Annotated in this window: 26 protein-coding genes; 10 read left to right on the top strand and 16 right to left on the bottom strand. The window is 61.3% G+C overall.

Annotated elements, in window-relative coordinates:
- Positions 1 to 251 precede the first annotated feature (251 nt).
- The 5 genes from CRO59_RS18070 to CRO59_RS18050 form a co-directional block, all read right to left on the bottom strand.
- The gene (locus tag CRO59_RS18070; protein WP_097088940.1) at positions 252 to 1,484 is read right to left on the bottom strand and encodes an MFS transporter; all 1,233 of its coding nucleotides are present in this window, start codon (positions 1,482 to 1,484) and stop codon (positions 252 to 254) included.
- Positions 1,477 to 2,454, bottom strand: coding sequence for a diiron oxygenase (locus CRO59_RS18065; RefSeq protein ID WP_097088942.1), 978 nt, complete (start codon positions 2,452 to 2,454; stop codon positions 1,477 to 1,479). Before CRO59_RS18065 ends, CRO59_RS18070 begins: the two co-directional genes overlap by 8 nt.
- Complete coding sequence (locus CRO59_RS18060) at positions 2,451 to 3,524, bottom strand: SagB family peptide dehydrogenase (RefSeq protein WP_097088944.1); 1,074 nt, start codon at positions 3,522 to 3,524, stop codon at positions 2,451 to 2,453. The genes CRO59_RS18065 and CRO59_RS18060 overlap by 4 nt, the downstream gene beginning before the upstream one ends.
- A gap of 438 nt (positions 3,525 to 3,962) precedes the next feature.
- Complete coding sequence (locus CRO59_RS18055) at positions 3,963 to 5,159, bottom strand: class I SAM-dependent rRNA methyltransferase (protein ID WP_047596614.1); 1,197 nt, start codon at positions 5,157 to 5,159, stop codon at positions 3,963 to 3,965.
- A gap of 250 nt (positions 5,160 to 5,409) precedes the next feature.
- Positions 5,410 to 5,949 carry a type 1 glutamine amidotransferase domain-containing protein gene (locus tag CRO59_RS18050; protein WP_097088946.1) on the bottom strand — a complete coding sequence of 180 codons (540 nt, stop codon included), beginning with the start codon at positions 5,947 to 5,949 and terminating at the stop codon, positions 5,410 to 5,412.
- Positions 5,950 to 6,177: 228 nt separating this feature from the next.
- Between CRO59_RS18050 and CRO59_RS18045 the strand changes: the two genes are divergently transcribed.
- From CRO59_RS18045 to CRO59_RS18035, 3 genes are all read left to right on the top strand, one after another.
- Positions 6,178 to 6,990, top strand: a complete 813-nt coding sequence (locus tag CRO59_RS18045; RefSeq protein ID WP_171061892.1) for an HDOD domain-containing protein — start codon at positions 6,178 to 6,180, stop codon at positions 6,988 to 6,990.
- Between the two features lie 12 nt (positions 6,991 to 7,002).
- Positions 7,003 to 7,815, top strand: coding sequence for a bifunctional DNA-formamidopyrimidine glycosylase/DNA-(apurinic or apyrimidinic site) lyase (mutM, locus tag CRO59_RS18040; RefSeq protein WP_003229159.1), 813 nt, complete (start codon positions 7,003 to 7,005; stop codon positions 7,813 to 7,815).
- 69 nt (positions 7,816 to 7,884) lie between these two features.
- Positions 7,885 to 8,208: a multidrug transporter gene (locus tag CRO59_RS18035; RefSeq protein WP_096795774.1), complete on the top strand. Its 324-nt coding sequence runs from the start codon at positions 7,885 to 7,887 to the stop codon at positions 8,206 to 8,208.
- 151 nt (positions 8,209 to 8,359) lie between these two features.
- On the opposite strand, the gene CRO59_RS18030 is transcribed toward CRO59_RS18035, so the two are convergent.
- From CRO59_RS18030 to CRO59_RS18010, 5 genes are all read right to left on the bottom strand, one after another.
- Positions 8,360 to 8,611, bottom strand: a complete 252-nt coding sequence (locus tag CRO59_RS18030; RefSeq protein WP_003195146.1) for a YfhL family 4Fe-4S dicluster ferredoxin — start codon at positions 8,609 to 8,611, stop codon at positions 8,360 to 8,362.
- A 102-nt stretch (positions 8,612 to 8,713) separates the two neighbouring features.
- Positions 8,714 to 9,193: a pantetheine-phosphate adenylyltransferase gene (gene coaD, locus CRO59_RS18025; protein ID WP_003229157.1), complete on the bottom strand. Its 480-nt coding sequence runs from the start codon at positions 9,191 to 9,193 to the stop codon at positions 8,714 to 8,716.
- A gap of 115 nt (positions 9,194 to 9,308) precedes the next feature.
- Positions 9,309 to 10,904, bottom strand: coding sequence for a GMC family oxidoreductase (locus tag CRO59_RS18020; RefSeq protein WP_097088948.1), 1,596 nt, complete (start codon positions 10,902 to 10,904; stop codon positions 9,309 to 9,311).
- A 119-nt stretch (positions 10,905 to 11,023) separates the two neighbouring features.
- Complete coding sequence (locus CRO59_RS18015) at positions 11,024 to 11,569, bottom strand: twin-arginine translocation pathway signal protein (protein WP_096795772.1); 546 nt, start codon at positions 11,567 to 11,569, stop codon at positions 11,024 to 11,026.
- 28 nt (positions 11,570 to 11,597) lie between these two features.
- Complete coding sequence (locus tag CRO59_RS18010) at positions 11,598 to 13,028, bottom strand: coniferyl aldehyde dehydrogenase (RefSeq protein ID WP_097088949.1); 1,431 nt, start codon at positions 13,026 to 13,028, stop codon at positions 11,598 to 11,600.
- 145 nt (positions 13,029 to 13,173) lie between these two features.
- Between CRO59_RS18010 and CRO59_RS18005 the strand changes: the two genes are divergently transcribed.
- Both CRO59_RS18005 and CRO59_RS18000 read left to right on the top strand, forming a co-directional pair.
- Entirely contained in the window at positions 13,174 to 13,845 is a 672-nt protein-coding gene (locus CRO59_RS18005; RefSeq protein WP_027610562.1) for a TetR/AcrR family transcriptional regulator, read from the top strand.
- Positions 13,846 to 13,876: 31 nt separating this feature from the next.
- Positions 13,877 to 14,731, top strand: coding sequence for a sulfurtransferase (locus tag CRO59_RS18000; RefSeq protein ID WP_097088951.1), 855 nt, complete (start codon positions 13,877 to 13,879; stop codon positions 14,729 to 14,731).
- A gap of 110 nt (positions 14,732 to 14,841) precedes the next feature.
- Here the strand turns inward: CRO59_RS18000 and CRO59_RS17995 are convergent, their stop codons facing one another.
- From CRO59_RS17995 to CRO59_RS17975, 5 genes are all read right to left on the bottom strand, one after another.
- Positions 14,842 to 15,681: an AraC family transcriptional regulator gene (locus CRO59_RS17995; protein ID WP_097088953.1), complete on the bottom strand. Its 840-nt coding sequence runs from the start codon at positions 15,679 to 15,681 to the stop codon at positions 14,842 to 14,844.
- Positions 15,678 to 16,676, bottom strand: coding sequence for a hydrolase (locus CRO59_RS17990; protein ID WP_097088955.1), 999 nt, complete (start codon positions 16,674 to 16,676; stop codon positions 15,678 to 15,680). Before CRO59_RS17990 ends, CRO59_RS17995 begins: the two co-directional genes overlap by 4 nt.
- Before the next feature lie 112 nt (positions 16,677 to 16,788).
- Positions 16,789 to 17,394: a 16S rRNA (guanine(966)-N(2))-methyltransferase RsmD gene (rsmD, locus tag CRO59_RS17985; protein ID WP_097088957.1), complete on the bottom strand. Its 606-nt coding sequence runs from the start codon at positions 17,392 to 17,394 to the stop codon at positions 16,789 to 16,791.
- On the bottom strand, positions 17,394 to 18,881 hold the full coding sequence (locus CRO59_RS17980; RefSeq protein ID WP_097088958.1) for a pitrilysin family protein: 1,488 nt from the start codon (positions 18,879 to 18,881) through the stop codon (positions 17,394 to 17,396). The genes rsmD and CRO59_RS17980 overlap by 1 nt, the downstream gene beginning before the upstream one ends.
- On the bottom strand, positions 18,874 to 20,229 hold the full coding sequence (locus tag CRO59_RS17975; protein WP_025112091.1) for a pitrilysin family protein: 1,356 nt from the start codon (positions 20,227 to 20,229) through the stop codon (positions 18,874 to 18,876). The genes CRO59_RS17980 and CRO59_RS17975 overlap by 8 nt, the downstream gene beginning before the upstream one ends.
- Positions 20,230 to 20,573: 344 nt before the next feature.
- Here CRO59_RS17975 and ftsY point away from each other — a divergent pair, with 344 nt between their 5' ends.
- From ftsY to rpoH, 4 genes are all read left to right on the top strand, one after another.
- Positions 20,574 to 22,082: a signal recognition particle-docking protein FtsY gene (gene ftsY, locus CRO59_RS17970; RefSeq protein ID WP_097088961.1), complete on the top strand. Its 1,509-nt coding sequence runs from the start codon at positions 20,574 to 20,576 to the stop codon at positions 22,080 to 22,082.
- Entirely contained in the window at positions 22,079 to 22,750 is a 672-nt protein-coding gene (ftsE, locus tag CRO59_RS17965) for a cell division ATP-binding protein FtsE (RefSeq protein ID WP_003229148.1), read from the top strand. Before ftsY ends, ftsE begins: the two co-directional genes overlap by 4 nt.
- On the top strand, positions 22,747 to 23,772 hold the full coding sequence (gene ftsX, locus CRO59_RS17960) for a permease-like cell division protein FtsX (RefSeq protein WP_007964135.1): 1,026 nt from the start codon (positions 22,747 to 22,749) through the stop codon (positions 23,770 to 23,772). Before ftsE ends, ftsX begins: the two co-directional genes overlap by 4 nt.
- A 115-nt stretch (positions 23,773 to 23,887) precedes the next feature.
- Positions 23,888 to 24,742 (top strand): RNA polymerase sigma factor RpoH, encoded by an 855-nt coding sequence (rpoH, locus tag CRO59_RS17955; RefSeq protein WP_003229146.1) that lies wholly within the window; start codon positions 23,888 to 23,890, stop codon positions 24,740 to 24,742.
- Positions 24,743 to 24,940: 198 nt separating this feature from the next.
- On the opposite strand, the gene mtgA is transcribed toward rpoH, so the two are convergent.
- Positions 24,941 to 25,663, bottom strand: coding sequence for a monofunctional biosynthetic peptidoglycan transglycosylase (mtgA, locus tag CRO59_RS17950; RefSeq protein WP_097088962.1), 723 nt, complete (start codon positions 25,661 to 25,663; stop codon positions 24,941 to 24,943).
- Between the two features lie 74 nt (positions 25,664 to 25,737).
- On the opposite strand from mtgA, the gene CRO59_RS17945 reads away from it, so the two are divergent.
- On the top strand, positions 25,738 to 26,109 hold the full coding sequence (locus tag CRO59_RS17945) for a DUF423 domain-containing protein (protein WP_003229144.1): 372 nt from the start codon (positions 25,738 to 25,740) through the stop codon (positions 26,107 to 26,109).
- Positions 26,110 to 26,145: the final 36 nt, after the last annotated feature.

Genomic DNA, 26,145 nt, shown 5'->3' with positions numbered 1-26,145 from the left:
CTCCGGGCGGCTAATCAGGTATCAAAAGGGAGTGAGCTTCTATTGACGTCTGGAACACTCAGAAATGGCCGTGTGTCCTGGATGTTGCCGATGACTTTGCGGGATCGCCGCTTGCCTCAGCCTGAGCTCATAAACCCGCCGGGGGATGAATGGCGATGAATCAGCCGATTCTACACCGCTGGCGTCTGGAGGGAATGGCGCAAAGTGTTGTTCCAGTGCCGACGGTGCGTATGGCATGACGACCGGCAGGCTCAATCGCTGCCGAAGGGCGTGACCGCGCCGTTCTCGATAATGCTGGCGCGATGGCTGATCCGCTTGTTCAGCGCCAGCGCGATGCAACTGAGCAGGACAAAACAGTAGCCGAGGGTGGCCTGCAGGTTGCCTGGACTCAGGCTGATCAGCGCACTGATCAACCCGCCGCAAATGAAGATGATCGTGCTACCGGCCGAGGCCGAAGTACCGGCGTTCTCCGGGAACAGGCCCATGGCGCGTGAGGTGGCGGCCGGGCGTGCAATGGTGGTGCCGGCGGTGCAGATCAGCATCGGGATCAATACCGTGACGGGCGAGAGTGCGAAGTACTGCGACAGTAATAGCATCACCAGCCCTGCCAGCAGAATCAGGCCCAACCCGGCCACGATCTGTTGCGCAGAGCTGATGCGCCGGCTCAACAGCGTGGCGGCAATCCCGCCGGTCACATACGCCGCACCGTAGATCAGCAGGATCAGTGAGAAGTCATAGGCTGAGAGCTGCAACTGATCCATGAAGATCAACGGCGAAATGACGATGAACGAGAAGTGGCAGGCGAATGCGAAAGCCGAAATCAGCCAGTAGCCGACGAACTCGAAATCCCCCAGCACTCGCCGGTAGGCGCTGAGAAAGTTGAGCGGTGTGCCTTTGGCGGCTGGCCGACCGCCGTCCAGAAACAGCCAGGCCTTGAGCAGCACCACCGCCGCCAGTGCGATGAACAGCCAGAAGCTGCCACGCCAGCCCAGGGTCGCCTGCAGAAAGGTTCCGGCCAGCGGTGATATGGAGATGAAGATCCCGGTGGCGGTCACCATCAGGATCCGCAGGCGATCGCGCTCTGCGCCCTCGAACAGATCCTGCACCAGCGCCTGTGACAGGACGAAACAGCCACAACCGATGGCCTGCACGATGCGAAAAGTCATGAACAATGTGTAGTCGCTGGTCATTACGCAGCCGATGGCGCCGAGGATCGAGACAGCCATGCCGGCGAGCAGTAACCCCTTGCGCCCGATGACGTCGGACAACGGCCCGATCAACAGTTGGGCAAAGGCAATACCCACCGCGAACAGGCTGATCGACAGGGCGATGTCAGTCGGGGTGCTGGCGAAGTGTTCAGCCAGCGCCGGGAACGACGGCAGCAGGACGTCCAGCGGAAACACCCCCAGCAGCACCATGGCCAAAAGCAGGCTGATCGCCCCGCGTCGTTGTCGGGTCGTTACCACCGTTCTTCCTTCAAGCATCGATCAGTCCTGCCTTGGCGAAAAGTTTGCGGTTGTTGGGTAGCGCGAAGAATCCGGCTTTTTCGAGTGCAGCAAGCGTAGCCGTGGCTCCGGATCGGGCACGCTGGCGGCTGGCCTGTACGTTGGTCAGGCTGTCGAGGATTTCCTTGATCGCACCTTCGCCAATGCCGGCGCGGCGCAGGCTTTGGTGCAGCCATTGCTCGTCGACTTCGAAGAAGGTCGCCAGGGTCTCCAGCAAGGTTCTCGCCGCAAAGGCGCGCTGGCGGCTGTTCAGGGTCAACCAGAGGTAGTGAAAGACCTCGGAAAAAAAACGACTGTGGCGCGCTTCATCAGCGAGGTGGTCGCGCAGCATGTCGTTCACGCTGCTGACCAGCGTTTCCCGACACACATCCAGCAACTCCCGGGCAATGATGGTTTCGGAGACGAAGCCGAGCAGAAACCATGCCAGCGGGCGTTTGCTCTCCGGCGTTCGGGCGATCTGACCGGTCAGGCGGGTGATACGCAGCGGCATCTGTGGACGACCGGTGAAACCATGCAGTTCGGCGATCTGTTCGGCCAGATGATGGGAGAACAATGCGTGATAACCCTCGTCGGTATAGAGCTGCAGCGCGGCGGTTTTCATCCTTGACGGAATGTGCGCGGGCAACTCACCGTGGACGATGGTTTCCACGGCGCGGTTGACGATGCGGTGTTCCAGCAGCGTGGTGTAGTCGAGAAAGTGCACCAGGTGGTTGGCAGCCAGCCGATGCATGACCTTGCTGCCTGCGGCTTCGATCGCCGGGTGGGACAGATACGGCAGGAATGCCGGCGGAAACCAGAAGCGGGTTTGCAGTTGCAACTGCAGGTCTGCCGGCAACTGGTAGTCGTGCCGGCTGGTGCGTACCGAAGCGTGGTTGTTCCAGTCGCCGAGGGTGAATCGAAGTGCCCAGGACTCTGGCGCTTCGGGCTGATCCACGGTTGATGTGCTCATTTGCGCGTCTCCTGCAACAGGTCGCGCATTTCTTGACACATCGCCTGACCGTCGCTGGCGCCGCAGCCGACAAAGAACAACGGTTGTTCAGCGCTGCCTTCGAGTTTGAGCAGGGCTTCGACCTGGCGGTCGGCGAATGCCCCGGTCAGCCACGTTCCCAGGCCCAGCGCTGTGGCCACCAGTTGAAAGGTTTGCGACAGATGACCCGCCTCGACAAACGCCATGCGATAGGCGCGTGAGTGTTCATACTTCCACCAGAGCTTGTCGAAACGAGCGGTGATGAACAGGCCCAGCGGCAGGTTATTGATGAAGTGCTGACCCGCCAGCAAATGGCCGAGCGCGGGTTCGGGCAATGGATTGACCCGGCTGAGTGCATGTTCTGCAGGGTGATAGGCGTAAATGCCCGGTTCCAGGCCCTCGATATTGCGTGCCAGAAGAAATCCTTCACAGGCATTCAACCCGCCACCTGAAGGACTGCTGCGACGGGCGCCGAGGCCTTCGGCGATGCTCTCGTCGCGGTCATTGTCGCGATGGCGAAGAAAGCCCAGCGAGAGGTACAGCAGTGTACCGACGTCATTGAGGGTGATCGCTGCGCCAGTAAAGGAGCGGCAGGTTTTTCTCAGGCGCAGGACATTGCCCAAGCTGGCAACGGTCAGGGCCGCGGAGGCGGGCAGGGCGATTCGAGGTTCGTCTTGAGGTGTCGACCGATCTAGTGCGGGGGCCGGTGTAGTCAGCACCGCGTTGCAATGGTTCAGGTATTGCCTGGACCACTCGTGAATATTCTGGGGTATCTGTTCGCAGGGAATGTTCTGGGTGCCAATATGATAAATCTTCGACAATTCATCCCAGCCCCATGGCGGAGTGTCTATTTTTGCAACGGTTAATATGCCCGCGTTCAGAAGTTGTGAGTCTATGATGTTGCGTCTGTCGAACTGTTCCGGGTTGTTGATAAGTTGTGCAAGTCGACAAGAGTAAGTCAGGTCAAGTTCATGTTGGGTGTGGTCTTTATAGTTCCAGACTATTTGTCCGGGCGTGCGCGGCAATATGAATAAATAGGGATTGATATGCATGTTGTGTTCATCGCTCTGGAACGGGTCGGAAGAACGCTGGGGTGCCGGCACTCCTCAGCGTTCTGGCTCACTTAGCGGGCTTTAGGCGCAACCAGGAAGGCCAGGTTTGCGATTTGGTTGGTTTCCAGAGTAATTGCTTTCATAAGTATGAACTCCTTGTTCATTGAGAGTGAATGTCACCGTCGTGGTGACAACTTAATAATAGGTTGTAATGAATTATTGGCAAGCGATACTTGGGTAGGAAATTTCTATTAATTTTGTCGGAGTGGGCGTGCTGCAAGGGCAAACTTGTAAGTATTAGATGTTGAAATGTAATGCGCAGGGAAATGTCCTGCATGCATGTAGGAAGTTAGTTGTAGGAAAGAGGAAGAAATTCGACGACATTGCATCGCCGTAAAGCCAACGGGAAGCCCGCAGGCTCCCCGTTTTATGGGCCGATCAGCTGTTTGGCAGCAGGCGGCAGGTGATGCTCTTGATGTAGCGAGTCTCGGCGATGGCCGGGTGTACCGGGTGGTCCGGGCCCTGACCGCCGCGCTCGAGCATCTGGATGTTGCGGTCCAGGTGACGGGCGCTGGTCAGCAGGATGTTCTGCAGATCGTCTTCCGGCAGGTGCATGGAGCACGAAGCGCTGACCAGAATGCCGTCCTTGGTCAGCAGGCGCATGGCTTGCTCGTTCAAGCGGCGGTACGCGCCTTCACCGTTCTTCATGTCTTTCTTGCGCTTGATGAACGCTGGCGGGTCGGCAACGATCACGTCGAAACGTTCTTCGCTGGCCTTGAGTTCCTTCAACGCTTCGAAGACGTCGCCTTCGATGCAGGTCATCTTGTCGGCGAAGCCGTTCAGCGCGGCGTTACGCTCGACGCCGTCGAGGGCGAAGCCCGACGCGTCGACGCAGAACACTTCGCTGGCACCGAACGCCGCAGCCTGCACGCCCCAGCCACCGATGTAGCTATAGAGGTCGAGGACGCGTTTGCCTTTGGCGTAGGGGGCGAGGCGGGCGCGGTTCATGCGGTGGTCGTAGAACCAGCCGGTTTTCTGGCCACCAATGACCGGCGCTTCGAACTTCACGCCGTTCTCTTCCAGTGCGACCCATTCCGGCACCAGGCCGAACACGGTTTCGACGTAACGGTTGAGGCCTTCGGCATCACGGGCGGCAGAATCGTTCTTGAACAGGATGCCGCTTGGCTTGAGCACTTGGGTCAGTGCAGCGATCACGTCATCTTTATGCGCTTCCATGGTCGCCGAGGCGATCTGCACCACGAGGATGTCGCCGAAACGGTCGACCACCAGACCCGGCAGCAGGTCGGAGTCGCCATAGACCAGGCGGTAGAACGGTTTGTCGAACAGACGCTCGCGCAGCGACAGGGCCACGTTCAGGCGGTGCACCAGCAGCGACTTGTCCAGCGCCAGCTTGATGTCACGCGACAGCAGGCGCGCGCAGATCAGGTTGTTCGGGCTCATCGCGACGATGCCCAGCGGCTTGCCGCCCGCGGCTTCGAGGATCGCCTGATCGCCGGCCTTGAAGCCGTGCAGTGGCGTGGCGGCCACATCGATTTCGTTGCTGTAGACCCACAAGTGGCCGTTGCGCAGGCGACGGTCGGCGTTGGCTTTGAGGCGCAGGCTAGGCAGGGACATGACGTCGCTCCGGAAAAAAGAGCGGGAGTATACCGTGTTGCTCGGCCTGATTGGCTGGTGAGTGGACATGTGGCAAGTCATTGCCGGTGGAAGACATTACCTGTGGCGAGGGGATTTATCCCCGATCGGCTGCGCAGCAGCCGCAAACCCCCAACGCAGTTTTCTGACTGACCGCGTGAGTCGATCTGGGACAGCTGCGCTGTCCATCGGGGATAAATCTCCTCACCACATAAACTCACAAGCCCACAGATCAGGCAGAGAGCGCGTCGATCAACTCACGGTTGAACGCTGGAATATCGTCCGGCTGACGGCTGCTGATCAGGTGACCGTCCTTGACCACTTCCTTGTCGACCCAGTTGGCCCCGGCATTGACCAGGTCATCCTTGAGTGTCTTGAAACTGGTCATGGTCTTGCCGTTGACCAGCCCGGCGGAAATCAGCAACCAGCCGCCATGGCAGATCACCGCAATCGGTTTGCCGGCGGAGGCCCCGGTTTTCACCAGATGCTGGGCGTCCTGGTCGATGCGGATGGTGTCGGAGTTCTGTACGCCGCCCGGCAGGACGATCGCGTCGTACTGCTCGCTGCTGGCGCCTTGAAAGGTCTGATCGACCTTGAAGTCATCCGCCGGTTTGTCGTGGTTCCAGCCTTTGACCTTGCCGGCCTCGGCCGAAAGGATGTCGACCTGGGCGCCGGCCTGCTCCAGTGCTTGCTTGGGCCCGGTCAGTTCGACCTGTTCGAAACCGTCTGTTACTAAAATGGCGACGCGTTTGCCAGTGAGGGAAGTAGCCATCGATAAGCTCCTGAGTCTGCGGGAAATTACCGCCGAGCCGGTGCTTGATTGTCCGGTCGGCGTTACAAAGTCCGAAGCCTGAGCGTGAATGAAAGTTCCTGACAATTGCCCACTGGTGTGTCGTCCTGCGGTTTTTAGAGGTTAGAATCGCCGCCTGTCCCAGAGTGTGTACTTATGTCCCAAGAGCTGACCACCGAACAGATTCAACAATCCCTGCAAGGCATCAGCGTGCCCGCGCAGCCGCAGATCATGGTGGATCTGCAGATGGAGCAGTACATGCCCGACCCGGACCTGGAGGTGATCGCCAAGCTGATCGCCCAGGATCCCGGCCTGTCCGGTTCTCTGCTGAAAATCGTCAACTCGCCGTATTACGGCCTGAGCAACAAGATCACTTCGATCCAGCGTGCGGTGAATCTGTTGGGCAGCCGTTCGATCATCAACCTGATCAACGCGCAGTCGATCAAGGGCGAGATGAACGATGACACCATCGTCACCCTCAACCGTTTCTGGGACACCGCCCAGGACGTGGCGATGACGTGCCTGACCCTGGCCAAGCGCATCGGCACTCAGGCCGGCGACGAAGCCTATGCCTTGGGGCTGTTCCACGACTGCGGCGTGCCGTTGATGCTGCAGCGCTTCCCCAACTACATGTCGGTACTGGAAAAGGCTTACGCCAATGCCAGCGCCGAATGCCGGGTGGTGGACACCGAGAACGCCGAGTTCAATACCAACCACGCCGTGGTCGGCTACTACACCGCCAAGTCGTGGCGCCTGCCGGAACACGTCAGCACGGCGATCGCCAATCACCACAATGCGCTGGCGATCTTCAGCGACGAATCCTCGCGCAACAGCCAGATGAAGAATCTGCTGGCGATCCTGAAGATGGCCGAGCACATCTGTGCGTCTTATCGGGTGCTGGGCAACCAGACCGAAGACCACGAGTGGAACAGCATTGGCCCGCTGATTCTCGATTACGTGGGCCTGTCGGACTACGATTTCGAAACCCTCAAACAGACGATCCGCGACCTCGGCGCGCATTGATTCGAGAACGCCATGCCTGAATTGCCGGAAGTCGAAACCACCCGCCGGGGCATTGCTCCGCACCTGGAGGGCCAGCGCGTCAGCCGGGTGATCGTGCGTGACCGCCGGCTGCGCTGGCCGATCCCTGAAGACCTCGATGTGCGCCTGTCCGGGCAGCGCATCGTGCTGGTCGAGCGGCGGGCCAAGTATCTGTTGATCAATGCCGAAGTCGGCACGTTGATCAGTCACTTGGGCATGTCGGGCAACTTGCGGCTGGTGGAAGTCGGGTTGCCGGCGCTCAAGCATGAGCACGTCGATATCGAGCTGGAATCCGGTCTGGCGTTGCGCTACACCGATCCGCGCCGCTTCGGTGCGATGCTGTGGAGTACCGATCCGCTCAATCACGAACTGCTGATTCGCCTCGGGCCGGAGCCGTTGACCGATCTGTTCGACGGCGAGCGCCTGTTCCAGCTGTCGCGTGGGCGTTCGATGGCGGTCAAGCCGTTCATCATGGACAACGCGGTGGTGGTAGGCGTCGGCAATATTTACGCGACCGAAGCGCTGTTCGCCGCCGGGATCGATCCGCGCCGCGAAGCCAAGAGCATCTCCCGCGCGCGGTATCTGAAGCTGGCGATCGAGATCAAACGCATCCTCGCCGCAGCCATCGAGCGCGGCGGCACCACGTTGCGGGATTTCATCGGCGGTGACGGGCAGCCCGGCTACTTCCAGCAGGAACTGTTTGTCTATGGTCGCGGTGGTGAACACTGCAAGGTCTGCGGTACTGGCCTGCGGGAAGTGAAGCTGGGGCAACGGGCCAGTGTGTTCTGTCCGCGCTGCCAGACCTGAGGCAAAAATCTGAAAAAGTCCTACGGTCTATAGTGAGTTGTCTCACTGTTCAGCCCGAAGGATCGTGCCATGAAGTCCTTGCAAGTCCTGTTTGCCGCACTGCTGCTGTGTTCCAGCCTGGCCGTTCAGGCCACGGAAAACGGCAGCGGTGATCCGCGCTACACCATCCAGAACCCTCCCGCCTACGCCATGATCGGCGATTTGCTGATTGCCCGACCTTTATTGGTGGTGGCAACGGTGCTGGGTGCGGGGGTGTTTGTGGTGTCATTGCCGTTTACCGCGCTGGGTGGCGGGGTAGGTGATGCGGGGCAGGCGCTGGTGGTGGATCCGGCGAAGGCGGCGTTTGTGCGGTGTCTGGGGTGTACGGGGGAGGGGTTTGAGCAGCGCGAGTAAGCTGATCCGAGATCAGCGGTGTTACTGATGGCCTCATCGCGGGCAAGCCCGCTCCCACAAGGATTTCGGTGTTCACACGATTTGTGTATCACCACACAACCCTGTGGGAGCGGGCTTGCCCGCGATGGCGTCGGAACAGGCGCTGAAGGACTCAGGCCTTGCCGGTAATCTTGCGGTACTTCTCCATCAACTGTTCTTCAGTTTCCGGATGCGCCTCGTCCAGCGGAATGCAATCCACCGGGCAGACCTGTTGGCACTGCGGCTCGTCGTAGTGGCCGACGCACTGGGTGCACAGGTTCGGGTCGATCACATAGATCTCTTCGCCTTGGGAAATCGCGGCGTTCGGGCACTCGGGTTCGCAGACGTCGCAGTTGATGCAATCGTCGGTGATGATCAGGGACATGCTAACTCCAGCCGGGGCGGCAGGCCCGGGCGCTATAAATCAATGCGCGCAATTGTGCCGCATTGGCGCCCGCAGTGCACGCGGGCGCCGTTTGAACGGTCGTTACTTCTTGAAGCGCAGGGTCAGGGCATCGGCCACGGCCGGGTGCACGAACTTGCTGATATCGCCGCCCAGCGCGGCAATTTCCCGCACCAGCGTCGAGGAAATGAACGAATAACGCTCGGACGGGGTGAGAAACAGGCTCTCGACGTCCGGGGCCAACTGGCGGTTCATGTTGGCCAGCTGGAATTCGTATTCGAAGTCCGACACCGCACGCAGGCCACGAAGGAACACATTGGCGTTCTGTTCCTTGGCGAAATGCGCCAGCAGCGTCGAGAAGCCGACCACTTCGACGTTGGGAAGGTGTTTGGTGACCTCGCGAGCCAGCTCAACCCGTTGTTCCAGCGGGAACAGTGGGTTTTTCTTCGGGCTGGCGGCGACCGCAATGATCACGTGATCGAACAGGCGCGAGGCGCGTTCGACCAGATCGCCATGCCCTTTGGTAATAGGGTCGAAGGTACCTGGGTACAACACTCGGTTCATCGCGTCGTCCTGGCGGGAGTCCGTTGGGGAGTCGGATGGTATCGCAGCCGTCCCGGTCGGCCAAGTCGCCTGTTGGGTAAGAAAGCACTATAGACGACGCGATAAACCGGTTTTTTCACGGATTTCTCAGCCGATCGGCGAGGGCAGTCGCCAATTGTGCTGTCAGCCCATACACCGACAATTGCGGGTTGGCGCCAATGCTGGTGGGGAACAGCGAGCCGTCGTGAATCGACAGATTGCTCAGTTGATGATGCCGGCCAAGGCTGTCGGTGACTGCGTTTTTCGGGTCTTCACCCATTGCGCAACCGCCCATCACGTGGGCACTGCCCAGCCGCGTGCGATACAGCTCAAGGCTCAGAACGTTGATCAGCGTGCGGGCTTCGGCCAGGGTTTTCACGTAGCGCGCATCGGCGTGCATCGGCATTACGGCTTTGGCGCCGCCGGCAAACTGGATCTCGGCCATGCTGTGAAAGGCGCGGCGCAGGCCCTCCCAGGCATAAGGCGAGACTTGATAGTCGAGCACCGGCGAGCCATCACCGCGCAGTTCGACACTGCCGCCGGGGCTGTCCGGGTGGAAACCGTCGCGCAGCAACGCGAGCATCGCGTGGGTGTGCGGCAGGTCGGCCATGTGTTCGGCATTCTGCTGGCCGAAACCGCCGAGCAAGGTCGCGGCCAGTGCCGGTTGCAGCGGTGGCACTTCGAGTTTGTAGCCCATCGGCCCACTGGTGCCGTCCTTCCACTGGAAATGATCCGAGTAGATCGACTGCGGCGCGCCGTAGAACGGGTTGATCACCTCGTCGAAACGCCCGGCGGACATGTTCACCAGATGCAGGAACGTGCGTTTGCCGAGGCGCTGATGCGGATCCGGTGCATCCGAGCGCAGCAGCAGTGCCGGGCTGTTGATGCCACCGCCGGCCAGCACGTAATGCCGGGCCTTGACCGTGATGGTGTGGCCGGTCGGCGCGACGCAACGCTCGTCCATCGCTACGCATTGCAGGCCAGTGATCTTGTCGCCACTGATCAGCAGTTTTTCCGCGCGGGCCAGGTACAGCAACTCGCCGCCCTTTTCCAGGGTCGCCGGGATGGTCGTGACCATCATCGACTGCTTGGCGTTGGTCGGGCAGCCCATGCCGCAGTAACCGAGGTTCCAGCAGCCGCGCACGTTGCGCGGGATCACGTGCCAGCTGTAGCCGAGTTGTTCACAGCCTTTGCGGATTACGTCGTTGTTGGCATTGGGCGGAACCATCCACGGCGCGACGCCCAGACGCTGTTCCATTTTCTCGAACCATGGCGCCATTTCGGCCGGGCTGTGGCCTTTGACGTTGTGCTCTTTCGCCCAGTGTTCGAGGGTCGGCTCGGGTGTGCGGAAGCTCGATGTCCAGTTGATCAGCGTGGTGCCGCCCACCGCACGGCCCTGGAGGATGGTGATCGCGCCGTCCTTGCTCATGCGGCCGATGCCTTCCTGATAGAGGCTGCTGTAGGCCTGGTCTTCGAGCATCTTGAAGTCGGAGCTGGTCTTGAGCGGGCCTTCCTCGATCAGCAGCACCTTGTAGCCGGCGGCGCTGAGGATTTCTGCGGTGGTGCCGCCACCGGCACCGCTGCCGATGATGGCCACGTCGGCTTCCAGCGTCAGGTCGCCGGTCAGTTGTGCGCCGTTGTAGGTTTTCCAGCCACGGGCGAGGCCTTCGCGGAACGGGTCGGGTACGGGCATTGATCAGGTTCTCTTGTTCTTGTTGTTCTTGGGGGCCCCTTCGCGAGCAGGCTCGCTCCCATATTTGCACCGCATTCCCTTGTGGGAGCGAGCTTGCTCGCGAACGGCCCGACTCGATTTCAGACCGTGGGCGGGCCGGGGTAGCCGCAATGGCCCCAGGACTCGGCGCGGGTGTACCAGGCCATCATCACCATCTGCTGCAATGAGCTGTGGCCCATGCGCAGCAGGCTCAATGAACTGTTCTGCCAGCGCTCGAGGAAGTGGCGCATGGCCTCGTGGCTGGCGTTTTCCCAACTGCCCCAGATCCCGGTGAGCGGACCGCGGGTGACGGTCATGCCGAGCACATCGAACAATTGCCGGGTGAGTTTGAGCATTTCCGGCGACAGGTGATCGAGGCTGTAGTCCAGCGATTTGAGGGTGCCATCGACGGCGCCGGGCATTTTTTCGGCGGCCACGGCGCCTTCGAGCATCACCGGAATCAGTGCGCGCAGAAACAGCAGGTCGCCGTCGCGCAAAGTGACGAAGCCGTTGGCCGCGACACTCGATGAGCAGCCACTGAGGCTGGCGCCGAGGCCGGCGGTGGCGAGAAAAGCCGTGGCGCCGAGGCTGAACTTCAGCAGGCCACGGCGCGACAGGGCAGGTGTTTCGGTCAGGCTTGGGTGCATTGTTGTTATTACCCGGCGGTGACGACGATTAGCGGATGAACAGCTTCTGGATCAGTTTCTGAATCGATTTGCCGTAGGGCGGATAAATCAGCTTCGCTGCATTGAAGCGCTGTTTGATCAGCACACCCTTGGCCTTGCTGAAGGTCAGGAAGCCTTCGTGGCCGTGGTAATGACCCATGCCCGACGGGCCGATGCCGCCGAACGGCATGTCGTCCTGCGCCACGTGCAGCAGGGTGTCGTTCAGGCACACGCCGCCGGAGTGGGTTTCGTGCAGCACGCGATCCTGCTCGCGCTTGTCGTAGCCAAAGTAGTAAAGCGCCAGAGGACGCGGGCGCTGATTGATGTAGGCAAACGCCTGATCCAGATCCTGATACGGCACGATCGGCAGCAGCGGGCCGAAGATTTCGTCCTGCATCACGGTCATCTCGTCAGTGACATTGAGCAGCAGGCTGTGCGGCATGCGCCGGCCCTGGCCCTGTTCGAACAGCGGGATCAGCAGCGCGCCCTTGCTCGTGGCATCGCTGACATAACCGTTGAGCCGGGCCAGTTGGCGCTCGTTGATGATCGCGGTGTAGTCCGGGTTGTCGGCGAGGGTTGGATAGAAATTGTTCACCACCTGGCGATAGGCTTCGACGAACGCGCCGACGCGGTCTTGCGGCACCAGCACGTAATCGGGGGCGACGCAGGTCTGCCCGGCGTTGAGGGTCTTGCCGAAGGCGATGCGTTCGGCGGCGTCCTTGAGCGGCACGTCGCGAGAGACGATGGCCGGGGATTTGCCGCCCAGTTCGAGAGTCACCGGAGTCAGGTTTTCCGCCGCAGCGCGCATCACGTGTTTGCCGATGCTGGTGGCGCCGGTGAACAGCAGGTGATCAAAGCGCAGACGGGAAAACGCCACGCCGATGTCGGCCTCGCCCAGCACCACGCAGACCAGATCTTCGGGAAAAATCCGTCCCAGCAGGGTCTTGAGCAACTGGCCGGTGGCCGGGGTCGATTCGCTGAGCTTGAGCATCACCCGGTTGCCCGCCGCAAGCGCCCCGACCAGTGGGCCGATGGCCAGATACAACGGGTAGTTCCACGGGACGATGATGCCGACCACGCCAAGCGGCTGGTACACGACTTTCGCCGACGCTGGCTGAAAGGCCATGCCGACTTTGCGTCGCGACGACTTCATCCAGCCCTTGAGGTGGCGGCTGGCGTAATGGATCCCGTGCAGGCTGGGCATCAGTTCGGCGAGCAGGGTTTCATCGGCGCTGCGATGACTGAAATCCGCGCTGATGGCCTCGACCAGCGCCTGCCGCTCCTGGCTGAGCAATTCGCGCAACGCCTTGAGCCATTGCTGGCGCTGATCTGCCGCTGGCATCGGGTTGGCGGCATAGGCGGCGCGCTGTGCCGCGAACAGCCGATCCAGCTCTTCCAGGGGCTGTTGCAGCGTTTGCAGATAAGCAATGTCGGCAGTCATCGTCGGCTCCGGATTTATTGTAGTGATGACGTTCTAGAGTCTATGCTCTAGAAAGTCAAATGACTTCCCGACACAGCTTTGTTTTATCCAGTTCCGGTTAGGTCGTAAGATGCCCCTCACCGCACTCTGAATTAAAGCTCAAGCCATGGCCCCACGAATAAAAACCAGCGAGCGCATCGTGCAGAACAGCCTTGAACTGTTCAATCAGCAGGGCGAGCGCAGCATCAGCACTAATCACATCGCCGCGCACATGGAGATTTCTCCGGGCAATCTGTACTACCACTTCCCGAACAAGCAGGCGATCATCGCCGTGCTGTTCAGTGAGTACGAGACGCTTGTGGACAGCTTTCTGCGCCCGCCGCAGGGGCGTGCCGCCACCGTCGAAGATAAGCGCTATTACCTCAAGGAGCTGCTGTCGGCGATGTGGGGCTACCGCTTTCTGCATCGCGATCTCGAACACCTGCTCGACAGCGACCCGGACCTGGCCGCGCGCTACCGGCGTTTCTCTCAGCGCTGCGTGATTCAGGGCATGGCGATCTACGAGGGCTTTGTCGCCGCCGGCATCCTCAAGATGGATCGGGTGCAGATCGAATCCCTGACGATCAATGCCTGGATCATCCTCACCTCGTGGGTGCGCTTTCTGTGCACCACCCGGGAAAACTCCAATCACCTCAGCGAACAGGCCATCAAGCGTGGCGTGTATCAGGTGCTGGTGCTGGAAGCCGGATTCGTCACCGATCAGGCCCGTGAAGAGGTGAATGCCTTGTTCGACGAGTTCTACGTGCCGCTGGCTCAGGCCCTCGAGGAAGGGCGGTAACCCATTTCGAAGTCGCTCACAGGAGTCCGTTATGCCGATTGCGCAACTGCTCAGCCCGAATGCACTGGATGCCCGCAAGGAGCAGCCGGGGCTGGTGATTCTCGATTGTCGTTTTGCCCTCGAAGACCCGGACTACGGGCAGCGCAGCTATGCCGAAGGGCACATTGCCGGCGCCCGCTTCGCCGACCTTGAGCGTGACCTCAGTGGCAAGGTGGTCAAAGGCGTCACCGGACGTCACCCGTTGCCTGAGCCTGCGGCGCTGATCGAGCGTCTGCAGGCGTGGGGCATCAATGCCGACAGCGATGTGGTTTTGTACGACGACGGCCCCGGTGTCTATGCGGCCCGCGCCTGGTGGTTGCTGGCGTGGCTGGGCAAGCGCGATGGCGTGTTCATTCTCGACGGCGGGCTCAAGGCCTGGCACGCGGCGGGTCTGCCGCTGAGTCTGGACGCGCCGTCGGTCAGCCGGGGCAACTTCAGCGGTCAGCCGGACATGAAACTGCTGCTGAGCGCCGAGCAATTGCAAAAGCGCCTCGGTCAGCCGTCCCTGACCCTGATCGACGCCCGGGCCTTGCCGCGCTTCAAGGGTGAGGTGGAGCCGATCGACCCGATTGCCGGGCACATTCCCGGCGCGCAATGCGCAGCGTTTACCGAAAACCTCGGCAGCGACGGACGCTTCCTGCCAGCAGAGCAGCTCAAGCAACGCTTTGCTGCGAAACTCGGCGAGCGTTCGCCTTCGGAGCTGGTCGCTTACTGCGGCTCCGGGGTGACGGCGTGTCACAATCTGTTCGCGTTGTGCCTGGCGGGGTATCCGCTGGGTTCGCTGTATGCCGGGTCGTGGAGTGAGTGGATCAACGAGCCTTCCCGAGGCATCGCCACGGGCGAATAAAGTCACCATACCCCCAATGTGGGAGCGGGTTGCTCGCGAAAGCGGTTTGTCAGTCAACCATGATGTCTGCTGAAACATCGCTTTCGCGAGCAAGCCCGCTCCCACAGGGGTTAATCGTCGCCGATAGATTGTCGGGCACTGCGATACGCCGCCGGCCCCACGCCATACACCTGCTTGAACTGCCGGCTCAGATGACTCTGGTCGGCGAAGCCCAGTTGCATGGCGACTTCCACCGGCAGGCAACCGTGCTGCAATAAACCCCGGGCCGTGGCGATGCGCTGTTGCATCAGCCAGGTGTGTGGCGGCATGCCGGTAGCGCGGCGGAACATCCGGGCGAAGTGGAAGGGCGACAGATTCACCGCAGCCGCCAGTTCTTCCAGCGATGGCGGCGCAGCCAGTTGGGCATGCAGCAGCTCCTTGGCCATCACCACCGCGCGGTGTTCTTTTCCCGGTTTGCCGTTGATCTGCACCGCCGCATGCCGCTGCAACAGCAGCATCATCATCTCGCGCCATACCGTTTGCTGTTGCAGCGCGGTGGCGGGGCTTTCCAGCAAGCGATGCAACTGACAGAAACCGTTGACCAGATCCGGGTCGCGGTACAGCGTTGCGCCGAAGGCCGGCATCGGCGCGGTGGGCAGTTCCAGTTCTTCGAGCAGTGAAACGATCTGTCCGGTATCGGGATAAAACGCCCGGTACAGCCAGCCGTCCTCGGTGCCCTTGTGCCCGGTGTGCAATTCGTCCGGGTTGATCAGCACCAGCGTGCCGCTGCCGGCCAGGTGTTCGGCACCGCGATAGCGATAACGCTGGGCACCGGCCATGATCATGCCGATCACATAGCCGTCGTGCACGTGTGGGGCGAAGCGATGCTCGATGTAGCGCGCCGACAGCAACTCGACCCCGGCCAGCGGCGCGGTTTGCCAGAAGCGGATCGACTCGCCCTGATCGTTCATGACGTCACACGGGCCAGCCACTGCGGGATGCGCCGTTCCAGGTAGTAACCGGGCTGGCGCAACGTGCCATCGACAAAGCCGACATGCCCACCCTTGGCCTGCAGCTCGAACCGGGTGCTGGCGGACAGCTCTTCGGCCGTCGGCAGGCTGTGGGGAAACACGAACGGATCGTCAGCCGCCTGAATGATCAGAGTCGGGGTGCGGATTTCACCGAGAAAGTAGCGACTCGATGCCTGTCGATAGTAATCCTCGGCATCGGTAAAACCATGCAACGGCGCAGTGATCCGGCCATCGAAGTCCCAGAAGGTGCGCATGTTCTCCAGCGAACCGAGCGCCGCCAGAGCCGCCAGGCCATCCTCGCGTCCGTCATGCTGGAACTGACGTTGCTTGTTCTTGATGTAGGCGACCATCTCGCGCATGAAGTGCGCCTGATAGACCTTGGAGAAGCCTTGACCGATGCGGTCGGCGCACTGATCAAGGCGAAACGGCACCGACACCGCCACTGCACCGAGCACGCCGCTGTCGCTGCCGGTCTCGCCGAGATGCTTGAGCAACACATTGCCGCCCAATGAGTATCCGACTGCATACAGCGGCGCCAGCGGGCGCTTGGCGCGCAGGTGTCTGATGGCTTCGGCGAGGTCTTCGCTGGCGCCGGAGTGGTAACTGCGCGGCAGCAGGTTGGGTTCGCCGGAGCAACCGCGCCAGTTCAGCGCGACGCTGGCCCAGCCTTGCGTGGCGATTGCCGCCTGAATCCCGGCGACGTAGGGTGAATTTGAAGAGCCGGTCAGCCCGTGCAGCACCAGCACCAGCGGCGCCTCGGCGCTGTGCGGGCCATGCCAGTCGAGATCGAGGAAATCCCCGTCGTCCAGCCACAAGCGTTCACGCTCGCGATCAAGGTGGACGGTTTTGCGCCAGAGCGGCCCCCACAAGGTTTGCAGGTGCGGATTGCCGAGGCCGAAGGCGGGGGTGAAGCGTTCAGTTTCCAGAGGGCACACACCTTTTGTGGCGAGGGAGCTTGCTCCCGCTGGGGCGCGAAGCGGCCCTTTTTTGGGACTGCTGCGCAGTCCAGCGGGAGCAAGCTCCCTCGCCACAGGTTGTTCAATATGTTCAGTTAGCTGCCATACGTTGCCACAACGCGTAGTACACCCGCCCGGATTTCTGCTCGCGGTGCAGGCGCCAGTTGCCCGGCAGGCCCAGCGTCGAAGGCGCGGTCTCGCTTTCAGTGTAGATCCACGAATCCGGCGCCAGCCATTGGCGCTCTTCCAGCAGGGTGCAAACGGCCGGCAGCAGGTTCTGGTTGAACGGCGGATCGAGGAACACCAGGTCGAACGGCGTGGCGACCTGGGTTTCCAGATAACGCAGCGCATCGGCGGTCTGCACCTGGCCGTTGGTGCAGCGCAGGGTACCGAGGTGTTCTTTCAGGCTCGACACCGCAACGTGGCTGGCATCCAGCGCCTGACCCATGGCCGCGCCACGCGACAGTGCCTCGAGAAACAGCGCGCCACTGCCGGCGAACGGGTCCAGCACCTTGGCCCCGGCCACATACGGCGCGAGCCAGTTGAACAGGGTTTCGCGCACACGGTCCGGTGTCGGGCGCAGTCCCGGTGCATCGGGGAAGCTCAGTTTGCGGCTGCGCCATTCGCCGCCGATGATGCGCAGCTGGTTCACACCGTTGTGGACGTTCTGCGCAGGTTTTTTAGGACGAGTAGCCATTAATGCTCCGGAACCCCGAGCGGTTGCTCGGCAGGTTTATCAGATGGGGCCGGTAACGGCTTTTGCGGCACGGTCGGGCCAGCGCTGACGATGACCAGTTTGTCCGTGCTCAGGTGTTTGTTCATCGCGTCTTTGACTTGCTCGACAGTCAGGCTCTGGGACTGACGCATGAAGTCATCCAGATAGCTCAACGGCAGATTATAGAAGCCCATGGCGCCCAGTTGGCCGACGATATCGGCGTTGCTTGCGGTGGACAGCGGGAAGCTGCCGGCCAGCTCGCGCTTGGCGTCGTCGAGTTCTTTCTGGGTCGGGCCGGTCTTCAGATAATCGGCGAGCACGTCCTGCACCAGTTTCAGCGTGCCTTCGCTCATTTCCGCGCGGGTTTGCAGGTTGATCATGAACGGGCCGCGAGCCTGCATCGGGCTGAAACCCGAGTACACGCCGTAGGTCAGGCCACGCTTCTCGCGCACTTCGCTCATCAGGCGCGTACCGAAACCGCCGCCACCGAGGATCTGGTTACCCATCGACAGCGCCGCGTAATCCGGGTCGTCACGGTCGATGCCCAGCTGCGCGAGCAACAGGTTGGTCTGCTTCGACGGGAACTCGATGTGATTGACGCTGGCCTTCGGTTCCTGCGGCTGGGCGATTTTCGCCAGCGCCGGGCCTTTGGGCAGGGCGCCGGAGACCTGATTGGCAATCGCCTCGGCCTCGGCGCGAGACAAGTCACCGACCAGCGCGATCACCACGTTGCCGGCCGCGTAGGCCTTGGCGTGGAATTCACGCAGTTGCGCCAGAGTGATCTTCGGCACGCTCTGCGCATTGCCGTCACTGGAGTGCGCGTATGGGTGATCGCCGTACAAACGCTTCATCAGCTCGAGGCTGGCGAGTTTGCCGGGGTTCTGTTTCTGGTATTCGAAACCGGCGAGCATCTGGTTCTTGATGCGCGCAAAGGAGTCGGCCGGAAAGGTCGGTTTGCCCACCACTTCGGAGAACAGCTTCAACGCCGGCTCGCGCTGGTCGGCGGCGCTCAAACTGCGCAGCGAAGCCAGCGCCATGTCCTTGTAGGCGCCGTTGCCGAAATCCGCACCGAGGCCTTCGAAGCCTTGGGCGATGGCGCCAACGTCCTTGCCGGCCACGCCTTCGTTGAGCATGGCGTTGGTCAGGATCGCCAGGCCCGGCGCGTTGCCGTCCTGACTGCTGCCGGCGGCGAAGATCAGGCGCATGTCGAACATCGGCAGCTCATGGGCTTCGACGAACAGCACCTTGGCGCCTTCGGCGGTGTTCCAGGTCTGCACGTCGAGCTTGCGGCTGGCAGGGGCCTTGCCGTCGAGTTCGGCCAGCGATTGCAGCTTCTGGCTGGTCTTGGCGTTGTCCAGTGCTTCGCTGGCGTCGGTTTTGACACCGGGCATCAGATAGAACGCGGCGGAGCCGATGACCGCCACAGCGATCAGACCAAGCAACAGGCGTGGGGATTTGCGCTCACTCATGAGTCGTCTCCAGTGGCAGGACGTGGGCGACGCTGAGACGTTCGCGGGTGAAATACAGCTTGGCGGCGTTCTGGATGTCTTGCGGGGTCACGCTTTCCAGGTCGGCGAGTTCGGTGTCCATCAACTTCCACGACAGCCCGACCGTTTCCAGTTGGCCGATGGCGGTGGCCTGACTGGTGATCGAATCACGTTCGAACACCAGACCGGCAATCACTTGTGCCCGCACGCGCTCGAGTTCTTCGGCGGACGGTGCGGTGGTTTTCAGCTGTTCCAGCAGTTTCCACAGACCGGCTTCAGCTTGCGCCATGGTCTTTTTCTTCTGGGTGTTCGGCGTCGCCGACAGGGTGAACAGGCTGTCGCCACGGGTGTAGGCGTCGTAGCTCGACGAACCGCCCGAGACCAACTCTTCACCGCGCTCCAGTTGCGTCGGGATGCGCCCGCTGTAACCGCCGTCGAGCAGCGCCGAGATCAGGCGCAGGGCGTTGACCGAGCGCTTGTCTTCAGCAGTGGCAATGCTTGGCACGTTGAAGCCGAGCATCAGGCTGGGAAGTTGGGTCTGCACATGCAGGGTGATCTGGCGCTCACCCGGCTCGGCCAGTTCCAGCGGTTTCTTCGCCGGTGGCACGTCGCGCTTGGCAATCGGCCCGAAGTAGCGTTGGGCGAGGGTCTTCACTTCATCGGGGGTGACGTCGCCGACCACTACCAGCGTGGCGTTGTTTGGCACATACCAGGACTGATACCAGTGGCGCAGCTCTTCGACCTTCATCCGGTCCAGGTCGGCCATCCAGCCGATGGTCGGTGTGTGGTAGCCGCTGGCCGGGTAAGCCATCGCCTTGTAACGCTCGTAAGCCTTGGACATCGGCTTATCGTCAGTGCGCAGGCGACGCTCTTCCTTGATGACTTCGATTTCCTTGGCGAACTCGTCAGCCGGCAGGCGCAGATTGGCCATGCGGTCGGCTTCCAGTTCGAACGCTACGCCCAGACGGTCGCGGGCCAGCACTTGGTAATAAGCGGTGAAATCGTCGCTGGTGAAGGCGTTTTCTTCGGCGCCCAGGTCGCGCAGGATCAGCGAGGCTTCGCCGGGACCGACTTTCTCGCTGCCCTTGAACATCATGTGCTCAAGCGCGTGGGACAGGCCGGTCTGGCCCGGAGTTTCGTAGCTGGAACCGACCTTGTACCAGACCTGCGACACCACCACCGGCGCGCGATGGTCTTCGCGCACGACGACCTTCAGGCCATTGTCGAGGGTGAATTCGTGGGTCGGTTGCGGGTCGGCCGCCAGGGCCGAAAGGGGCAGGCAGACTGTGCTGAGCAGCAGGCCTGCAGCGCGGCGGGCTAGAGCATTCATTCGTTTTTTAACCTGTTGGGCTGCCCGCTTGGTCTTAGCGTCGGCGGGCGAGAGGGTGCTAGGATACTGATCCGTTTTACCGGCGACCACGCCTATCAGGTTTTCAGGCCTGATGCGGTTGTATAGGTTGGCGGCAGAAAGCTGCGGTTTATCGACTAGACTTCGCTTTTTCGCCGATTTTGCCGGTTTAGTCCTTCGTTAATACGAATCTTTGGGGTGCCGCTGGCGCCTCGACAAAATGTTGCGCGTGAACAAGCTGGATGAAACACAGTCTGTTCTGCATCGAATATTTATTTGCCGGGGCGCCCTTATGGCGCGTCGCTACCGTGAGATAGCCGTCCTCCATGTTTGGTTCCAACGACGACAAGAAGACCCCAGCTGCGGCTGGCGAGAAGAAAAGCCTGTTCGGATGGCTGCGTAAGAAACCGCAGGAACCCGTCGTCGAACAGCCGCCCGCGATTCCTGAACCGGCTCCGACGCCAGCGCCTGCTATAGAAGAAGAGCCGGCGCCGATCGTGCTGCCGATTGCCGAGCCGGTGCTGCAACCGGTCGAGCCCGAGCCAGAACCTGAAACCCCGGTAGCGGCCGAGCTGCCACTGACTCCGGCAGCCGAGCCGTGGCTGACCTTGCCGGTGGCGGAAGAGCCGGTGGCCTTGGTCGAAGAGGCCGCGCCGCATGTGACGCCGCCGATTCCTGCGCCTGCCGCGTTCGTTCCTGAAGTCGCTCCGGCGCCATTGGTTGAGCCGGTTGTCGAGCCTGCTCCGGTTGTTCCCGAGCCAGAGGCCCCGGTGTTCGTTGCCCCTGTTGCGCCGGTCGTGCAGCAGCCTGCACCTGCACCTGCACCGGTCGTCGCTGCTCCGGTGGTGCCGGTAGACGTGGTTGCTGAAACGCCAGTGGAAGCCCCGCGCAGCGAAGAAACCAAAGTCGGCTTCTTCGCCCGCCTCAAGCAAGGCCTGTCGAAAACCAGCGCCAGCATCGGCGAGGGTATGGCCAGCCTGTTTCTCGGCCGTAAAACCATTGATGACGACCTGCTCGATGAGCTGGAAACCCGACTGCTGACCGCCGATGTCGGTGTCGAAGCCACCACGCAGATCATCCAGCGCCTGACCCAGAAGGTCGCCCGCAAAGAATTGGCCGACGCCGACGCGCTGTACAAGTCGTTGCAGGCCGAGCTGGCGGCGATGCTCAAGCCGGTCGAGCAGCCGCTGAAAATTGCCTCGCAGAGCAAGCCGTTCGTGATTCTGGTGGTCGGCGTCAATGGCGCTGGCAAGACCACCACCATCGGCAAACTGGCGAAGAAGCTGCAACTGGAAGGCAAAAAAGTCATGCTCGCCGCCGGTGACACCTTCCGCGCCGCTGCCGTTGAGCAGCTGCAGGTCTGGGGCGAGCGCAACAAGATCCCGGTGATCGCCCAGCACACCGGCGCCGACTCTGCTTCGGTGATCTTCGACGCCGTGCAGGCCGCCAAGGCCCGTGGCATCGACGTGTTGATCGCCGACACCGCCGGTCGTCTGCACACCAAAGACAACCTGATGGAAGAGCTGAAGAAAGTTCGCCGGGTGATCGGCAAGCTCGACGCCGACGCACCGCACGAAGTGCTGCTGGTACTTGATGCCGGCACCGGTCAGAACGCGATCAACCAGGCCAAGCAATTCAACCAGACCGTCGAACTGACCGGCCTGGCGCTGACCAAGCTTGACGGTACCGCCAAGGGCGGGGTGATTTTCGCCCTGGCCAAGCAGTTTGGCCTGCCGATCCGCTACATCGGCGTCGGTGAAGGCATCGACGATCTGCGTACCTTTGAAGCCGAACCCTTTGTCCAGGCACTGTTTGCCGAACGGGAGCGTTCATGATTCGTTTCGAACAGGTCGGTAAACGCTACCCGAACGGTCACGTCGGCTTGCATGAGCTGAGCTTTCGAGTGCGTCGTGGCGAGTTTCTGTTTGTCACCGGTCACTCCGGTGCCGGTAAGTCCACGCTGTTGCGCCTGTTGCTGGCGATGGAGCGTCCGACCAGCGGCAAACTGCTGCTGGCCGGGCAGGACCTGAGCACCATCAGCAACGCGCAGATTCCGTTTCTGCGTCGGCAGATCGGCGTGGTGTTCCAGAATCACCAGTTGCTGTTCGATCGCACGGTGTTCAACAACGTCGCGCTGCCGCTGCAGATTCTCGGCTTGTCCAAGGCCGAAATCGCCAAGCGCGTCGATTCGGCGCTGGAGCGCGTGGCGTTGTCGGATAAAACCGATCTGTACCCGGGCGACCTGTCCACCGGTCAGCAACAGCGCGTCGGCATCGCCCGCGCCATCGTCCACCGTCCAGCCCTGCTGCTGGCGGACGAACCGACCGGTAACCTCGACCCGCGTCTGGCGGCCGAGATCATGGGCGTGTTCGAAGACATCAACCGCCTGGGCACCAGCGTGCTGATCGCCAGTCACGACCTGGCGCTGATTGCGCGCATGCGCCACCGCATGCTGACCCTGCAACGCGGCCGACTGATCGGCGACGGGGAGGCCGGCGTATGAGTGCGACACGCAGTCCGAAGGTATCCGAGCGCGTGGCCCCGAAAGCCGCCGACCCGCAACCGCCAAAGAAGAAAAAACACGACGATGACGACGGCCCGGACTTTTCCACGCTGTTGCGTTCGTGGATCGAAAGTCACCGTGCCAGCCTGCTCGACAGCCTGCGGCGCCTCGGCAAGCAGCCGATCGGCAGCTTCTTCACCTGCATGGTGATGGCTGTGGCGCTGAGCCTGCCGATGGGCTTGTCACTGCTGATCAACAACGTCGAGCGTCTCGGCGGTTCGTGGCAGCGTGCGGCGCAGATTTCGCTGTACCTGCAGCTGGATGCCACGCCCGCGCAGGGTGAATCGTTGCGCGAGCAGATCAAAGGCATGCCCGGCGTCGCTGATGCCGAATATGTCGGTCGTGATCAGGCGCTGGAAGAGTTTCAGCAGCAGTCCGGTCTGGGCGAAGCCCTGCGCGAGCTGCCGGAGAACCCGCTGCCGGGCGTGGTGCTGGTGACCCCGAACGAGGTCGACAAGCCGACTCTGGAAGCATTAAGACAAAAACTTTCCGAGCTGCCGAAGGTACAACAGGCGCAACTTGATCTAGTCTGGGTCGAGCGTCTGGCCGCCATCCTCAAGCTCGGTGACCGTTTTGTCTTCGGTCTGACGGTGCTTTTGGTGTCTGCATTACTTTTGGTGATAGGCAATACCATTCGTCTTCATATTGAAAACCGCCGCACAGAGATAGAAGTGATTAAACTCGTCGGCGGCACTGACAGCTATGTACGTCGCCCCTTCCTTTATATGGGCGCGTTGTATGGCTTCGGTGCGGGGGTTCTGTCCTGGGGTGTGCTGGCGTTCGGCCTGAACTGGCTGAACGACGCGGTGGTTGGACTGGCCGGCTTGTACGGCAGTGATTTCGCGCTGGCCGGAGTGCCAGTTGCCGACGGTCTGTCGCTCTTGCTTGGCGCGGTGCTGTTGGGTTATATCGGTGCATGGATTGCAGTCGCACGTCATCTCAGGGAGCTGGCGCCGAAGTAGAATCTTTTTTGCGCGTGATTGACCTTGCGGTTTTTTTGGGAACTTGTACTTGAATTCCCGGTCAATTTTTCGCAGTGCCGAGAGGCACGAGTATGTAAGTGGGAGGTTTTTTCGCATGACCAATTCTTTGCAACCTGCGTACGCGTTGGTTCCGGGTGCGAACCTGGAAGCCTATGTGCACACCGTCAACAGCATTCCATTGCTGACGCCGGAGCAGGAGCGTGAACTGGCCGAGAGTCTCTACTATGAGCAGGATTTGGGGGCGGCTCGGCAGATGGTGCTCGCCCACCTGCGATTTGTCGTACACATTGCCCGTAGCTATTCCGGCTACGGTCTGGCTCAGGCTGACCTGATCCAGGAAGGCAACGTCGGTCTGATGAAGGCGGTAAAACGCTTTAACCCGGAAATGGGTGTGCGTCTGGTGTCGTTCGCCGTGCACTGGATCAAGGCGGAAATTCACGAGTTCATCCTGCGCAACTGGCGCATTGTGAAGGTCGCGACCACCAAGGCCCAGCGCAAGCTGTTCTTCAACCTGCGCAGCCAGAAGAAACGTCTGGCGTGGCTGAACAACGAGGAAGTCCACCGTGTGGCGGAAAGCCTTGGCGTCGAACCACGTGAAGTGCGCGAGATGGAAAGTCGCCTGACTGGCCATGACATGGCCTTCGACCCGGCTGCAGAGGCCGATGACGACAGCGCTTTCCAGTCGCCGGCCAACTACCTGGAAGACCACCGGTACGACCCGGCGCGTCAACTGGAAGATGCCGACTGGAGCGACAACTCCAACCACAACCTGCACGAAGCGCTGGAAGTGCTGGACGAGCGTAGCCGCGACATCCTCTACCAGCGCTGGCTGGCAGAAGAGAAAGCCACGCTGCACGACCTGGCGCAGAAGTACAACGTGTCGGCCGAGCGGATCCGTCAGCTCGAGAAGAGCGCGATGAACAAGCTCAAGTTGTCGATCGCCGCATAACCGGCGCTCAGGCAAACAAAAACGCCCCGATCAGCGATGATCGGGGCGTTTTCATTTCTGTTTCAACACAAATCCCTGTGGGAGCGGGCTTGCTCGCGAAGTCGTCGTGTCAGTCACCGACAATGCTGGCTGACCCACCGCCTTCGCGAGCAAGCCCGCTCCCACAGGGATTGATGGTGTCTGAATGATTGAATGTAGTTATTGGGCCCAAGGCGCCCGGCGCGAATCATCAAGCCCCAGCAGGTAACTGGTCCCACCCAGCTGGCTCATCTGCTGGCGAATCCACCCGGCCCGGCGCGATACATAAGCCGTCGGATGGCTGGCGCTCCACACGCGCGGGTTAGGCAGCACCGCCGCCAGATAACTCGCCTGCTGCCGCGACAGTGACTTGGCGCTCACGCCAAAGTGATGACGTGCTGCGGCTTCGGCACCAAACACCCCGTCATCCCACTCGACGCTGTTCAGGTAAACCTCAAGAATCCGCTGCTTGGGCCAGAACACTTCGATCAGTCCGGTAAACCAGGCTTCCAGGCCTTTGCGCAGATAGCTGCGCCCCGACCACAGAAACAGGTTCTTCGACACTTGTTGGCTCAAGGTGCTGGCGCCGCGAATCGAACCGCCGAGTTCGTTGTGGGCCAACGCCGCCTCGATCGCGCCGAAGTCAAAACCCCAGTGCTCGGGAAATTTCTGATCTTCGCCGGCCATGACCGCGACTTTGAGATCGTCGGAGATCTCGTCCCACGGTTTCCAAGTGCGCTGCAGGTCAATCGGCTCGCCGTCGACCCAGGATTCGATCTTGCGCTCGACCATCAGCGCCGTGCCCGGCGGCGGCACGAAGCGAAACAGCAACACCAGCAATACACTGCCGCCCGCGAACCAGAGCAGGGCCTTCGTGAGACGACGCAAAAGTGAACGCAGCATAGAGATGGCTTGGCCGAACCGATAGAGCGGGCCATTATACAGACCCTGCCGAACGAGTCTGACTGGAGTTCCACATGCTGCGTGGCTTTCTGATGCTGGCCGCTTTCTTTGGTTTTACCGGTGTGGGCCTTGGCGCCTTCGCCGCGCATGGCCTGAAGAGCCGCCTGACCCCCGAGTATCTGGCGATTTTCCACACCGGCGTGACCTATCAACTGGTGCACACCCTGGCGCTGTTCGGCGTTGCGCTGCTGGCCACGCAGATTCAGGGACGGCTGGTGACCTGGGCTGGTATCTCGTTCGCCGTCGGCATTCTGCTGTTCTCCGGGAGCCTGTATGTGCTGACCACCACAGGTATCAGCAAGCTCGGCATCATCACTCCGTTCGGCGGTCTGGCGTTTCTGGTTGGCTGGCTGTGTCTTGGACTTGCCGCCTGGCGCCTGCAGTAAACCGCTTGACGCTTGGTGCTGACCTTTAGGTCATGA

Origin of the sequence: Pseudomonas sp. LAMO17WK12:I5 (genome assembly GCF_900215165.1) — a bacterium.
GTDB lineage: Bacteria > Pseudomonadota > Gammaproteobacteria > Pseudomonadales > Pseudomonadaceae > Aquipseudomonas > Aquipseudomonas putida_A.
This window is presented reverse-complemented; position numbering and strand designations above follow the sequence as displayed.

Bases quoted from the DNA above. Each gene is read 5' to 3' on its own strand.
- CRO59_RS18070 (WP_097088940.1), bottom strand. From the start codon at position 1,484: ATGCTTGAAGGAAGAACGGTGGTAACGACCCGACAACGACGCGGGGCG.
- CRO59_RS18065 (WP_097088942.1), bottom strand. From the start codon at position 2,454: ATGAGCACATCAACCGTGGATCAGCCCGAAGCGCCAGAGTCCTGGGCA.
- CRO59_RS18060 (WP_097088944.1), bottom strand. From the start codon at position 3,524: ATGCATATCAATCCCTATTTATTCATATTGCCGCGCACGCCCGGACAA.
- CRO59_RS18055 (WP_047596614.1), bottom strand. From the start codon at position 5,159: ATGTCCCTGCCTAGCCTGCGCCTCAAAGCCAACGCCGACCGTCGCCTG.
- CRO59_RS18050 (WP_097088946.1), bottom strand. From the start codon at position 5,949: ATGGCTACTTCCCTCACTGGCAAACGCGTCGCCATTTTAGTAACAGAC.
- mutM (WP_003229159.1), top strand. From the start codon at position 7,003: ATGCCTGAATTGCCGGAAGTCGAAACCACCCGCCGGGGCATTGCTCCG.
- CRO59_RS18035 (WP_096795774.1), top strand. From the start codon at position 7,885: ATGAAGTCCTTGCAAGTCCTGTTTGCCGCACTGCTGCTGTGTTCCAGC.
- CRO59_RS18030 (WP_003195146.1), bottom strand. From the start codon at position 8,611: ATGTCCCTGATCATCACCGACGATTGCATCAACTGCGACGTCTGCGAA.
- coaD (WP_003229157.1), bottom strand. From the start codon at position 9,193: ATGAACCGAGTGTTGTACCCAGGTACCTTCGACCCTATTACCAAAGGG.
- CRO59_RS18020 (WP_097088948.1), bottom strand. From the start codon at position 10,904: ATGCCCGTACCCGACCCGTTCCGCGAAGGCCTCGCCCGTGGCTGGAAA.
- CRO59_RS18015 (WP_096795772.1), bottom strand. From the start codon at position 11,569: ATGCACCCAAGCCTGACCGAAACACCTGCCCTGTCGCGCCGTGGCCTG.
- CRO59_RS18010 (WP_097088949.1), bottom strand. From the start codon at position 13,028: ATGACTGCCGACATTGCTTATCTGCAAACGCTGCAACAGCCCCTGGAA.
- CRO59_RS18005 (WP_027610562.1), top strand. From the start codon at position 13,174: ATGGCCCCACGAATAAAAACCAGCGAGCGCATCGTGCAGAACAGCCTT.
- CRO59_RS18000 (WP_097088951.1), top strand. From the start codon at position 13,877: ATGCCGATTGCGCAACTGCTCAGCCCGAATGCACTGGATGCCCGCAAG.
- CRO59_RS17995 (WP_097088953.1), bottom strand. From the start codon at position 15,681: ATGAACGATCAGGGCGAGTCGATCCGCTTCTGGCAAACCGCGCCGCTG.
- rsmD (WP_097088957.1), bottom strand. From the start codon at position 17,394: ATGGCTACTCGTCCTAAAAAACCTGCGCAGAACGTCCACAACGGTGTG.
- CRO59_RS17980 (WP_097088958.1), bottom strand. From the start codon at position 18,881: ATGAGTGAGCGCAAATCCCCACGCCTGTTGCTTGGTCTGATCGCTGTG.
- CRO59_RS17975 (WP_025112091.1), bottom strand. From the start codon at position 20,229: ATGAATGCTCTAGCCCGCCGCGCTGCAGGCCTGCTGCTCAGCACAGTC.
- ftsY (WP_097088961.1), top strand. From the start codon at position 20,574: ATGTTTGGTTCCAACGACGACAAGAAGACCCCAGCTGCGGCTGGCGAG.
- ftsE (WP_003229148.1), top strand. From the start codon at position 22,079: ATGATTCGTTTCGAACAGGTCGGTAAACGCTACCCGAACGGTCACGTC.
- ftsX (WP_007964135.1), top strand. From the start codon at position 22,747: ATGAGTGCGACACGCAGTCCGAAGGTATCCGAGCGCGTGGCCCCGAAA.
- rpoH (WP_003229146.1), top strand. From the start codon at position 23,888: ATGACCAATTCTTTGCAACCTGCGTACGCGTTGGTTCCGGGTGCGAAC.
- mtgA (WP_097088962.1), bottom strand. From the start codon at position 25,663: ATGCTGCGTTCACTTTTGCGTCGTCTCACGAAGGCCCTGCTCTGGTTC.
- CRO59_RS17945 (WP_003229144.1), top strand. From the start codon at position 25,738: ATGCTGCGTGGCTTTCTGATGCTGGCCGCTTTCTTTGGTTTTACCGGT.